Annotated in this window: 11 protein-coding genes; 2 read left to right on the top strand and 9 right to left on the bottom strand. The window is 49.1% G+C overall.

Features of this window, described 5'->3' with window-relative positions; all coding sequences use genetic code 11:
- Positions 1-192: 192 nt before the first annotated feature.
- Positions 193-1,662: a VanW family protein gene (locus BK126_RS21350; protein WP_076314547.1), complete on the top strand. Its 1,470-nt coding sequence runs from the start codon at positions 193-195 to the stop codon at positions 1,660-1,662.
- 153 nt (positions 1,663-1,815) lie between these two features.
- On the opposite strand, the gene BK126_RS21345 is transcribed toward BK126_RS21350, so the two are convergent.
- From BK126_RS21345 to BK126_RS21335, 3 genes are read right to left on the bottom strand one after another with little or no spacing between them, the layout of a single operon-like run.
- Positions 1,816-2,559 (bottom strand): hypothetical protein, encoded by a 744-nt coding sequence (locus tag BK126_RS21345; RefSeq protein WP_076314546.1) that lies wholly within the window; start codon positions 2,557-2,559, stop codon positions 1,816-1,818.
- A 14-nt stretch (positions 2,560-2,573) separates the two neighbouring features.
- Positions 2,574-3,347, bottom strand: a complete 774-nt coding sequence (locus BK126_RS21340) for a bactofilin family protein (protein ID WP_076314545.1) — start codon at positions 3,345-3,347, stop codon at positions 2,574-2,576.
- Complete coding sequence (locus tag BK126_RS21335; RefSeq protein WP_076314544.1) at positions 3,340-3,993, bottom strand: YhbD family protein; 654 nt, start codon at positions 3,991-3,993, stop codon at positions 3,340-3,342. Before BK126_RS21335 ends, BK126_RS21340 begins: the two co-directional genes overlap by 8 nt.
- A 573-nt stretch (positions 3,994-4,566) precedes the next feature.
- Between BK126_RS21335 and BK126_RS21330 the strand changes: the two genes are divergently transcribed.
- Positions 4,567-5,352 carry an alpha/beta hydrolase gene (locus tag BK126_RS21330; RefSeq protein ID WP_076314543.1) on the top strand — a complete coding sequence of 262 codons (786 nt, stop codon included), beginning with the start codon at positions 4,567-4,569 and terminating at the stop codon, positions 5,350-5,352.
- Positions 5,353-5,441: 89 nt separating this feature from the next.
- Here the strand turns inward: BK126_RS21330 and argH are convergent, their stop codons facing one another.
- From argH to argJ, 6 genes are all read right to left on the bottom strand, one after another.
- Positions 5,442-6,848 carry an argininosuccinate lyase gene (argH, locus tag BK126_RS21325; RefSeq protein ID WP_076314542.1) on the bottom strand — a complete coding sequence of 469 codons (1,407 nt, stop codon included), beginning with the start codon at positions 6,846-6,848 and terminating at the stop codon, positions 5,442-5,444.
- A gap of 137 nt (positions 6,849-6,985) precedes the next feature.
- Positions 6,986-8,218 (bottom strand): argininosuccinate synthase, encoded by a 1,233-nt coding sequence (locus BK126_RS21320; RefSeq protein ID WP_076314541.1) that lies wholly within the window; start codon positions 8,216-8,218, stop codon positions 6,986-6,988.
- Positions 8,219-8,346: 128 nt separating this feature from the next.
- On the bottom strand, positions 8,347-9,291 hold the full coding sequence (argF, locus tag BK126_RS21315) for an ornithine carbamoyltransferase (RefSeq protein ID WP_076314540.1): 945 nt from the start codon (positions 9,289-9,291) through the stop codon (positions 8,347-8,349).
- Between the two features lie 14 nt (positions 9,292-9,305).
- On the bottom strand, positions 9,306-10,556 hold the full coding sequence (locus BK126_RS21310) for an acetylornithine transaminase (protein WP_179085581.1): 1,251 nt from the start codon (positions 10,554-10,556) through the stop codon (positions 9,306-9,308).
- Positions 10,557-10,663: 107 nt separating this feature from the next.
- Positions 10,664-11,497 carry an acetylglutamate kinase gene (argB, locus tag BK126_RS21305; RefSeq protein WP_076314538.1) on the bottom strand — a complete coding sequence of 278 codons (834 nt, stop codon included), beginning with the start codon at positions 11,495-11,497 and terminating at the stop codon, positions 10,664-10,666.
- A gap of 26 nt (positions 11,498-11,523) precedes the next feature.
- Positions 11,524-12,759 carry a bifunctional glutamate N-acetyltransferase/amino-acid acetyltransferase ArgJ gene (argJ, locus tag BK126_RS21300; protein ID WP_076314537.1) on the bottom strand — a complete coding sequence of 412 codons (1,236 nt, stop codon included), beginning with the start codon at positions 12,757-12,759 and terminating at the stop codon, positions 11,524-11,526.
- Between the last annotated feature and the right edge of the window lie 65 nt (positions 12,760-12,824).

The raw sequence follows: 12,824 nt of genomic DNA, 5'->3' as shown, positions 1-12,824 counted from the left end.
CGTTGCATAGTAGCCTTTATCATTTCGACACTTTCCATTGATTTCCTTTAAAATCTCTCGAATTTCATCAAGATGTTTCCCATTGTAACAAATTTGTTACCTTTTGAGTAGCCGAAAGATTTCCGCTTCCGGAACATATACATGTAAAGTGTTTGTAATCCGGGGAAACAAGAAGCAGGAAAGGAGTTACCCATGAAAAAAATTCACACTTTCGCCATCATTTCTGTGCTATTTGCTCTCTTTTTCACCACCCTTTTGGTGTGGATTTATATGTATACTCATCAAGCGAAGCTCCCGTCAAAAGTAACCATCTCCGGCTGGGCTGTCGGCGGCCAAGATATCCCTTCAGTAATTCGTGAGCTTGATCAGAAGCTCCAGGCATTAGAAGACCTGCCTCTACAGCTAAAGGAAGGCAATCGCACCCTATCCACCCCCAAGCTGACACTGCAGCATGCCGGAGTGAGGTATAACGCGAATGAGTTTAAACAGGCCGCAGCGGGTCTGTCCGAAGGAAACATGGTTCAAAGACTCTTCAACCGACTTCGTTTTCAAAAAGACTGGAGCATCTCCTACAGCTATGATCGTGCTAAATTGCGAAGCTATCTGTCTCCTGCCTGGGAACAATCTGAATTTGGTGACTTGATTCCTGCTAAGGTCCTTATTACGAAACTGGATGAAATCGAGTTTATACCTGAGCACAGCGCGAACAGGATTCACTGGACGGAGATGACCCGGCGTATAGAACATGCTGTTCCGGCCGATTTCACACGACTTATGAATCCAATAGAACCCAGACCTACTATTGTTATCGACCTTCCCCTCCAAGTGATGAACCCCTCGGTAACAATTGACTCTCTTAGACAGTCTGGCATTCAGCGAAAAATCATTCAAGTCTCTACCCCACTCGGCACGAGCGGAGAAGGTAGAACCTACAACGTAACGGCTGCCGCCAAAGCGGTGGATGGTATGATACTTAAGCCGGGAGATGAGCTCAACTATGGACAAATTGTCAAGAAGGCAGAGAAGGACAGCGGCTTCAAGGAAGCCCCTGTCATTGTAGGCGGAGAGCTTGTTCCAGGTATCGGCGGGGGCATCTGCCAGGTCTCAAGCACCCTCTATAATGCGGCACTCAGAACAGGGCTTCACATTGTGGAACGGAGAAATCATTCACTGCCGGTCAGTTATATGCCCAAAGGCCTTGATGCTACGTTCGCGACGGACTACATCAATTTCAGATTCAAGAATACTACGGGCAAATCGCTGCTGATCAAAGCAGAGATTAAGAATCGCGAGCTGGTTGTAAAGTTTTTTGGAACCATGCCGGAGAATGTAACCTATGAGCTCGAAACACTTCTCCTTGAAACACTCCCTGCACCCACAGAGTTTACGAATGACTCTTCTCTGCCGGTAAATACGCAGGCCGTAGTCCAAGAAGGAGCACCGGGATATATTGTGGAGACCTATCAGATTAAACGAATCGATGGCGCTATCGTCTCCCGCACTCTGATCTCCAAGGACACCTATCGTCCACAAGCGCGTCTAATTGCAGCCAATCCAGACAACCCTTCCTCTGAGACAGAAGACCGCTCAGAACCTGCGCCATTTGACCCTGCTCCTCCGGTCGAGGACGGTATACGTACACAGGGAGCCATCGGAGATTGATGTTGATTTGTGAGCTGCAGGAGCTTCTGCCCTATTCTTTGAAGCCTTTTAAATAAACAAAAAAACTCATGGGCCTGTAAGATGCAGGTTCATGAGTCCATGAGTCTTCAGTTCCTGAGCGCTTTTAGTTCTTGAGTTCATTGCATCCTATTTTTAGCGACGCAAGCTCTTGTCTACCTTCGCAGTGGGATGCTCCTTGTATTTCTCCGTATATTCAACCAGCCCGATCCGGCAGCCTGGACCAATCGTGACTCGCCGTCCTCGCACAACCTTTGCCTCCACATGCTCAAGCCTGATGTTATCACCCTCAATCAGATCAGCCGACAGGGTCTTGTTGACTCCCTTACTAAGGAAGCGCGGAAACCAGGATAAAAACGCCTGCCCAACATCAATCTGTGCCCCGCATAATTCCCTTGCACGACTCGGACCATTCAGTTTAATTCGAATATGCTCCGCGTTCACGGCTCCTTCTGCCGTAATCACACCTCGTATGCGCACTTCTTCAGAGATACAGTCCCCGTGAATTTGCAGCTGCCCTGAGCATTTCAGCTTCTCACCGCGAAGATTCTGTCCTACTTTCATTGCCCCGAGCAGCTTCATATGACGAATCTGCAATGTTCCATCTACACGAAGCTCCCCCAGCGTTGATGCGGAATCACCGGATAATCCGCCTTTTATATGCACATTTCCCAACAGTTTGAATGAGGATGCATCTAATTGCCCTTGTACAGAGGCGTCCCCCATACAGCGAAACAGCTCGCAGCTCGCATCCCCTTCAATTCGGCCTTGACCCATAATGCTTATTTTCCGAAATGCTCCTCCAGCTGACTCCCCTTCGCCAATCATTCTGACGTCACTTTTCCAATCGCTGTTAAGCTCACGGTTACCTGTAATCACAACAATTCACCTCTTTACGTTTGAATGTAGCGATCGACGACCGTATCCTCATCCTGATAATAGGATTCCTTATACTCCACAAGACCAATCTGGCAGCCTGGGCCAATAACCACTCGGTTTCCCCTAACCGTTTGAGCATAGGTCTGCTCCAAGTAGATGTCATCTCCTTCAATCACTTTGGCCTTCAGCTTAGGCGCGAGTCCTGGCACAAAATCATCAAGAAGCTTTACCTTATGATCACGGCGCACATGAATACGTTCTCCGCCAATATCCTCCGCCTCACAACCCAGAAGCAGTTTAATATCAATATCACCCGCGTTCAGCAGCCCATGGATCTTGAAGCCGCCCTGTACCTCGAGCTTCTCGCATTCCACATCCCGGTCTGCAGACAGGGTTCCTGCTACTTCTACGCTGCTGGCAATGAGTTTGCCGCCTACGTTAGCTTTGCCGTTGACGACAAGCGATTCTGTATCCAGCTGTCCTCTAATAGAAAAGACACCATCCACTCGAGTTCGGTCAGCTCCAACATTCCCTTTTGCTTTACTTGTGCCGTTAACGAAGATTTCTTCTGCAGAGATGTCACCATTCACCGTTGATAGCCCGTTCACGAAGTAGCGATTACATTTGAGAGCACCATTCAAACTTGCGGTTCCGTTCACTTCATAACTGATACAGTCGATATCACTGGAAAATTTGGCCATCCCATCTGCTCTGACATGCTGGTAGATCCCCCCTGAAGTACTGCAAATTCCCGCAATATTCCGATTCCGTCTTTCTGCTTCACTCATAGCGATAACCTCCAGATCGATTTAAATGCACCTTCAGCTGTTCTATATAAACTGCAATTGGTAACCTCAGAACTTCCTTAACGCCTATATCGTAATATATTCCGCTTCCTGCACTGACCATCACAAGAATCGGCACGCCCATTTTGCGGATCAGAATGATGTCACAGCCCTTATCCTCGAACTTCCTGTATTCATGATGAAACGTACGAATGAGAAGCGCTCCCTCATCTCGGGTCATTTGTCCACTGGACAAAGCCTGATCCAGAACATAAAGGCAAAGTAGCTGCTCGAACTCCAGCTGCTCTGTCTCATGAAGCTCCGCTTGCTCTATGTACAATTGCATGGTGATCGGTGTAACCAGCTGTCTATGCATGATTTCTTCCTGTGTCAGAAGAAGCGTGCTGACCGATGGAGAGAACACATCTGCGAGCTCATCCAGAGATAGATCATCTTTCATGTTTTTTATTTTGTGAATTCGTGATAAGATGCTCTCCCTGGGGAAAAACGTCTCCTGACCCGTAAAGGAAGATCTGCGAATGAACCAATCCTCCGGAATTAAATTCTTCCGCTTCCATCGGTATAACTGTCCATATGAAATACCGGTGATCTCCAGCAGATCTTTCTTCGATATCAAGTCCTCCTGCATGTGAAATCAACCTCCTGAACACAATGTAACATAACATTGTTACGCTGTAAATGAAATAGAGCAGCACATTTTCCTTAAGGGCGGTAATTTGCCTGCGGAATAGGCATTCTAAGCGTTGGATAACCGTGAATAACATGATCACACTTCTTCATTCTATCCACATTTTCACGCAGAATAAGGATAGTGTCTCTGCCTGTCTGTGAGTAATGTGTATAGAAATGTGCATAAACGTGAAAAAATTGTCGTTATTTCGTGCGCGCTGTGTATAACACAATGTTATGCACATGAAAACGCATGATTTTACCCCGAATCGTGAATAAGACTCACCATAAATTCATTTTCACCAGAAAGTTATCAACATTTTGGTATCTGTTGATAACTTTTCGTTCAGCGCTCACGCAACATACAAGACCGAGATCAGGCTGGCCCCTTTTTAAACTCTCCACTCCCCACTCATGGTATCAGCCCTGATTGAAATGAATCGTTACGATAAAAATGAAACCGCTTTTTATTCGAACATGCTTTATAATAGAAATGACGACAATTCATCTCGATTTGAAGGGAGCACTTCTAATGGCCTTTATGCAATGTCACTTTTATTCCGAAGTACTAGGACTGAATACAACGATGCACGTCATTCTGCCCCAGCAGACTTTCTCTCAGATTGGAGTGGATACGAAGCAGGGACAAGGGCCCTACCCGACACTCTATCTGCTGCATGGTCTCTCCGATGATGACTCCATCTGGATGCGCCGGACCTCCATCGAACGCTATGCTTCCGCGCTAGGAATTGCGGTAGTCATGCCGAACGCATATCGCAGCTTCTATACCGATATGGCTGAAGGAAGTAAGTATTACACGTACATAACGGAAGAGGTTCCGAAGCTGGCGAGATCCTTCTTCCCGTTATCTTCTGCACGTGAGGATAACTTTGTTGCCGGGCTCTCCATGGGCGGATACGGTGCTATGAAGATTGCATTATCCAGACCAGAGGAATATGCTGCTGCAGCAAGCCTCTCTGGTGCTGTCGATATGGCGGCCCATTATGACAATCTCAAGGCTCAGGATGACGCGCGCAGCGTGGAATTCAAACGGATCTTCGGCGACATCATTGCAGGAACAGAAAATGATCTGATCCATCTTCTGAAACAGTGCGATCAGCAGCCAGGTCCTAAGCCTAAGCTGTTCCAGTGCTGCGGAACAGAGGACTTCCTATATGAGGATAATCTCAGCTTCCGTTCGGCAGCTGAACAAACCAATCTTGACTTCACTTATACCGAAGGACCGGGAGAACATGAGTGGGGATACTGGGATGCACGCATTCAGGATGTTCTGGAGTGGCTTCCTTTGCAGAAATAATAGAACATGTGATAAAAAAGGGATTACTTCAAGGACGGCAGCCTTAGCCTCCTTCAAGCAATCCCTTTTTACATTTAGAACGATCTTAGTTACTCTGTATGCTCTTTAAGCCATTGCGTGGTCAGACCCAGCATCGCTTCGCTCCGGCGAATCGCATCGGCCACTTGAGTAGTAGCCGTACCTCCGTAAACGTTACGCGCATTGACGACCGCTTCCGGCTGGAGCACCGCATAAATCTGATCATCGAACAGCTCGGAGAATTGCTTGAACTCATCAAGGGATAGATCAAGCAAGTATTTTCCGTTCTGGATACAATACAGCACCGTTTTACCGATAACTTCATGTGCCTGGCGGAAAGGAAGGCCCTTGCCTACGAGGAAGTCGGCAATATCGGTCGCATTGGAGAAGTCCTGATTCACGGCTTCGCGCATCCGCCCTTTGTTCACCTTCATCGTAGCAATCATCGGCGCAAACAGCTGCAGTGCTCCTTCGAGTGTTGCCACAGTATCAAACATGCCTTCCTTGTCTTCCTGCATATCTTTGTTGTACGCAAGCGGAAGGGATTTAAGCACGGTGAGCAGACCCATCAGGTTACCGTACACACGTCCTGTCTTACCGCGGACAAGCTCCGGCACATCGGGGTTCTTCTTCTGCGGCATAATGCTGCTGCCTGTGCAGAACGCATCATCAAGCTCGACAAAATTGAACTCCGTGCTGCTCCACAATACCAGCTCCTCACTCAGACGAGACAGGTGCATCATAATAAGGGAAGCATCCGCCAGGAACTCAACGATAAAGTCACGGTCACTTACCGCATCAAGGCTGTTCTCATATACCCGGTCAAATTGAAGCTGCTCAGCAACAAAGTGACGGTCGATCGGGAAGGTTGTTCCTGCCAGTGCGCCTGCACCCAGTGGAAGCACATTAATCCGTTTGTAGCTGTCGATCAGACGCTCGGCATCGCGCTGGAACATGGAGACATACGCCATCAGATGATGAGCGAATAGAATTGGCTGTGCTCTCTGCAAATGAGTATAGCCTGGAATAATCGTATCCAGATTCTCTTTGGCCTGTCCGATCAGTGCTTCCTGCAGTGCATGCAGCATCCCGACAATCTCGATAACGCGAGACCGCAAGTAGAGATGCATGTCGGTTGCTACCTGGTCATTCCGGCTGCGTCCCGTGTGAAGCTTACCGCCCACCGGTCCGATCTCCTCAATCAGATTCTTCTCGATATTCATATGGATATCTTCATCTGAGACTGAGAACTCAATCTGGCCTTCACGAATTTTGCCGAGAACCGTGTTCAAGCCTTCTTTGATCTTCTCCACATCATCCTGTGGCAAAATTCCGCATTTACCCAGCATTGTCACATGTGCCAGACTGCCTTGAATATCCTCCTCTGCGAGTGCCTTGTCAAAATTGATCGATGCTGTATATTCCTCCACCAAATGATTCGTCTGTTTTGTGAAACGCCCGCCCCATAATTTACTCATCTCTGTGCCTTCCTCCCTTTCACATCTCAAGGACAAAGGCCGCTCCTGAGTTCTCTTCAAGGAACGGCCTTACGCTTCCTTACCAGCTTACAGCTGCTTCATCTATAATCATCCCACATTACTTCTAGGGCACATCATTATTGGTTCTGTGCTACACCCGATCCGACCTTGAGACGCAGAGCATTCAGGCGGATGAAACCTGTTGCATCCCCTTGGTCATAAGCCTGGGTAGGATCTGCCTCCATCGTCGCGATATCCGGATTGTACAGACTAACAGGGCTCTTCACGCCAGCCGCAATAATATTGCCTTTGTACAGCTTCACGCGAACCGTTCCTGTTACATTCTTCTGGCTCTCCGTCACCAGCGCCTGCAGTGCGAGACGTTCCGGTGCAAACCAGAAGCCATTATATACGAGGGTGCTGTAACGTGTGATCAAGCTGTCACGCAGGTTCATCACTTCACGGTCCATGGTGATGGATTCCATCTTGCGATGCGCAGTGAACAGAATCGTTCCACCTGGCGTCTCATACACACCGCGGCTCTTCATGCCAACGAAACGGTTCTCTACCATATCAACACGGCCGATTCCGTGCTTACCGCCAAGCTCATTCAGCTTCTCCATGACTTCAAGCGGACTCAGCTGCTCACCGTTCAGAGCTACACAGTTCCCTTTTTCAAACTCAAGATCCAAGTACTCCGCTTCGTCAGGAGCATCCTCTGGTGAGTTGCTAAGAAGGAACATTTCCTTGTTCTCTGGTGCACTCGCATCAAACCAAGGATCTTCAAGCACTCCGCTCTCATAGCTGATATGCAGCAGATTGCGGTCCATGGAATACGGCTTCGCTGCCGATGCCGTTACGGGAATACCATGCTGCTCTGCATAAGCGATCATTTCCGCACGACCCGGGAATTGATTGCGGAATTCTTCCAGACGCCATGGTGCGATCACTTTGATGTCTGGTGTAAGCGCAGCAGCATTCAGCTCGAAACGCACCTGGTCGTTCCCTTTACCTGTTGCACCGTGTGCAATGGCTGTCGCGCCTTCAGCAATCGCGATATCAACCATCCGCTTCGCGATCAGCGGACGCGCGATACTGGTACCGAGCAGATACTGGCCTTCATACAAGGCACCCGCCTGGAACATCGGGTAAATGAAGTCACTGGCGAACTCATCCCGCAGATCGTCGATGTATACTTTGGAGGCACCTGTTGCGAGTGCTTTTTCCTCTAATCCGTCCAGCTCTTCCTTCTGTCCGATATCTGCTGTGAACGCAATAATCTCTGCATCATAAGTTTCCTTGAGCCATTTTAGAATGACGGAAGTGTCCAGTCCGCCGGAATAGGCCAGTACAATTTTCTCTTTTGCCATAATGTCCTCCTTAGTCGCTTGAACAATAGTCTATATCGATTCCAATATCTACAATTTATTTTAACATTAACGAATCCATTTTATATACCTTCAGCTGCTTAACTTAAGAGTATATAAAAATCTCTTCATTACCCCATCAGGGCAGCCATCAGTGCTTTTTGGGCATGGAGACGATTTTCCGCTTGGTCAAAAATAGCCGAGTTCGGTCCATCAATGACCCCTTCACTTACTTCTTCACCACGGTGTGCTGGAAGGCAGTGCAGGAAGATATAATCCTTCTTCGCTCCTTTAACAAGCTCTTCATTAACCTGATAATCAGCAAAAGCAGCTTCACGGGCCTGCTGCTCTTCCTCAAAGCCCATGCTGGCCCAAACATCCGTGTAGATCATGTCCGCATCCTTCACTGCTTCCTCTGGACTGCGAGTCACGACCACCTGAGAACCCGACTCTTGTGCAATGCTCTTCGCCTTCTCCACAATCGCCGAATTCGGTTCGTATCCTTCAGGACTCGCCACCGATACATGAACACCAAGCTTAGCAGCACCAAGCATCAGGGAATGAGCCATGTTATTGCCGTCGCCTACATAGGCCATCTTGAGACCCTTCAGCTGTCCCTTGTGCTCCAGCACCGTCTGGAAATCTGCCAGCACCTGGCAAGGATGCGCATCGTCGCTCAGCCCGTTGATTACGGGAATATCCGCATACTTGGCGAGCTCCGTCACATTGCTGTGCGCAAACGTCCGAATCATAATCCCATCCAGGTAACGAGAGAGCACTTGAGCCGTGTCGCTGATGGTCTCACCGCGTCCAAGCTGAATGTCATTTTTGCTTAAGAACAGCGCATGCCCGCCCAGCTGGAACATCCCTACTTCAAAGGATACGCGCGTACGTGTGGATGATTTTTCAAAAATAAGTCCGATCGTCTTGCCCTTCAGCGGCTGATAGACCTCACCGCTTTTTTGCTTCTTCTTGATATCAATAGCAAGCTGTAGAAGATATTCAATCTCCTCTTTGCTATAGTCTGTAAATTCAATAAAATCCCGGCCTTTGAGGTTCAGCTGTGTAATTGTCATGTGTTCATCCTCCTTCAAACTTCGTTCGCAGCGATGTGTTCTTCAATCAACGTCTTGATTAGAGCCACTGCTGTATCAATTTCTTCTGTGGTCACGTACAGGTTTGGCAGGAAGCGGATCACTTCAGGCCCTGCATTCACGAACAGAAAGCCTCTGCTCTGGCCTGCTGCGACAATATCGCCAACCGGTCCCTGACATGCAATCCCAACGATCAGACCTCGGCCGCGTACCTCGGTTACAAATGAAATGCCTGCCAGCTCCTTGCGCAAGGATTCGATCAAGTAATCTCCCATTTGCTGTGCCCGTTCAGGCAGCTTCTCTTCAATGATCGTCTCGATCGTTGCATTGACTGCTGCCATCGCCAGCGGTGTGCCCCCGAACGTAGTCGCATGACTTCCCGGGGTAAATGCATCACGCAAATAAGCTTTACCCAGCATCGCACCAACCGGGAATCCACTGCCGATCCCTTTGGCTGAAGTGAAAATATCCGGCTCCATATCATAATGCTGATGAGCAAACAGCTTGCCTGTTCTGCCCATGCCTGTCTGCACCTCATCCATAATCAGCAGTAAGCCGTGTTCCTCGCAGAGCGCCTTCACTTTTCTCAAAAATTCCGGCTCGACGACATGAATGCCGCCTTCAGCCAGGATCAGCTCTAGCATAATCGCCGCCGTATGCGGTGTAATTGCTGCTTCCAGTGCAGGGATATCATGCAATGGCACATGAACAAAGCCTTCTGGCAGCGGAAGGAAGCCTTCCTTCACTTTATCCTGTCCAGTTGCAGTGAGCGTCGCTAGTGTCCGGCCATGGAAGGACTGTTTGAAGGTGATAATCTCAAACTTGCCTTTGCCAAGCACTTTTTGCTGATATCTGCGCGCAAGCTTAATCGCCGCTTCATTAGCCTCTGCCCCGCTGTTGCAGAAGAATACCGCATCAGCACAAGTATTTGCTGTCAGCAGCTTCGCTGCCTGCTCCTGTCCAGGAATGGTGAACAGATTCGATACATGCCACAGCTCATCCAGCTGTTCCTTCACTTTATTCACAATCTTATCCGGCGCATGACCCAGATTGGTGACGGCGAGACCGCTCATGAAATCCAAATATTTATTGCCCTTGTCATCCCACAGGTAGCTGCCCTTGCCCTTGACCAGGCTTAGCGGATACCGTGCATAGGTTGGAAAAAGCGAGCTCCCTGCCTCATTCGTCACTTGCTTACCAGGTGCTGCCGCTTGTGTCTGCTGTGATTGATTCGTAACGGTCATCATCTACACTCCCATCTGATTTTGGCGCATGCGCCGTTTTTAATAAAAAACATTCGTTGCTCTAATTGCGAGCTGTCCGTTCATTCACCTAGATCTTCTCGCTGTCATCGTTACATCCGGACGATTCTTGTGCCAATGACTTCTCCCTCAAGCACCCGGCTCAAGATCTTCGGCTCGCTGCCGTCCACGATCACGACCTCTTTCACTTTACCTTGAATACATTGAATGGCGGCTCTTACTTTCGGGATCATTCCGCCGTATATTTCGCCGCTCTGGATCATGTCTTCAATCTCCTGCACTGTAACTGAAGGAAGCACCTTCTTCACTCCATCGACATTCTTCATAATGCCGGGCACATCGGTGACGACAATCATGCGGTCCACGCCCAGATGGGAAGCGACAGCTCCAGCTGCCGTGTCTGCATTGATATTGTAGCGTTGTCCTGCTGCATCAACACCTATAGGCGCGATCACCGGCATATATCCCAGATTGACGATTCCTTCTATAATAGAAGACTCTACCTGAGTGACATCTCCTACATGACCGACCTCAGCGCTGTTGCTCACCGGCTTCGCCTGAATAAGACCACCGTCCACACCGGACAGCCCGATTGCTCTTGCACCAGTCCCTTGAATAAGACGGACGATCTGCTTGTTAATGCTGCCCGCCAGCACCATTTCCACAACATCCAGCACTGCCTCTGTCGTCTTGCGCAGTCCACCGACAAATTCAGTCTCAATACCAAGCTTCGCCAGATTGTCCGAGATCGCCGGACCGCCGCCATGAACGATAACCGGTGCTATGCCTTCAGCCTGAAGATCACGCAAATCCTCGAAAAACGAAGCCGGCAGCGCCGCAAGCGTACTGCCTCCGCATTTCATGACAAACGCTCCTGCTGTCTTCCCGGTCGAGCTCTTCTTCAATTCTGTGCTTGCCTGCGTCATTCCCCTCTCCCCTTTTCCAAGTATCTTTAAGTTCTATAAGCTGCATTAATCCGTACATAATCGTAAGTCAGATCACAGCCCCAGGCAGTCGCCTTACCTGTACCCCCATGAAGATCAACAAAGATCTGAACCGTATCGCCTTGAAGATAGACAAGTGCCTCATCTTCACTAAATGCCACAGGACGAGAGCCTTGCAGCACCAAAATATCCCCCAGCTTGACATCAACCTGCTCCGGATTCACCGGCACGCCTGCACGACCAACGGCAGCAATGATTCGTCCCCAGTTCGCATCTGCACCGAACATGGCGGTCTTGACCAGACTGGAACCAATGACCGTCTTCGCGATCGCTCGGGCGGAATCATTCGTATCTGCTCCTTGAATGTTCACTTCAACCAGCTTCGTAGCCCCTTCTCCGTCTCTTGCAATTGCCTTGGCCAGCACTTCACATACATAATTGAAAGCCTCTGCAAAAGCCTCCCAGTCTTTATGCTTCGGAGTCAGTGTATCGTTGCCTGCCAGGCCGCTTGACATCGCAACCAGCATATCATTCGTACTTGTGTCACCATCCACCGTAATCATATTGAAGGTCGCATCTGTCGACTGACCCAGCAGTCCTTGCAGTGCCTGCTGTTCAATCGCGGCATCACAGGTTACAAAAGCAAGCATTGTCGCCATATTCGGATGAATCATCCCCGAGCCCTTTGCCGCTCCAGCAATCGTGACTTGTTTGCCATCCACTTGAGTCGTGACACAGATTTCTTTTTTCACAAGATCGGTGGTCAGAATCGCTTGAGAGAACTCAGCTGCTACATCCGCGTCCTTTCCCATCTGCGCAGGCATCGCCTTAATTCCGGCATGTACACGATCCATTTTGAGCAGTTCACCAATGACACCGGTTGAAGCAACTGCCACATCGGCTTCAGCCACGCCCAGCTCACGCGCAGCAGCGGCTCTCATCGCATATGCATCTTCTTCTCCCTGCTTGCCCGTCACAGCGTTTGCATTACCGCTGTTTACGATAATGGCTTGAAGCTTGCCGTTCTTCAGACTGTCTCTTGTCACTTGAAGCGGTGCTGCTTGGAATACATTCGTTGTATACACGGCAGCAGCGTTCGCGATGACATCACATTTAATGGCGCCAAGATCGTTACGCTCCGCCTTCTTGAGTCCACAATGCAAACCTCCTGCGCTAAACCCTAATGGCGATACGATCGATCCGTTATCCACGATGCTAAAAGCCCGAATTGCAACCTGTCCCATAATTTCTTCCCCATCCTATCCAAGTTAATATGAAAAGCCGGACATGCACGGATTATGCTTCATTC

Source organism: Paenibacillus sp. FSL H7-0326, assembly GCF_001955535.1.
GTDB lineage: Bacteria > Bacillota > Bacilli > Paenibacillales > Paenibacillaceae > Paenibacillus > Paenibacillus shunpengii.
The sequence above is the reverse complement of the archived record's forward strand: the minus strand, read 5'-3'. Positions and strand labels throughout refer to the sequence as shown.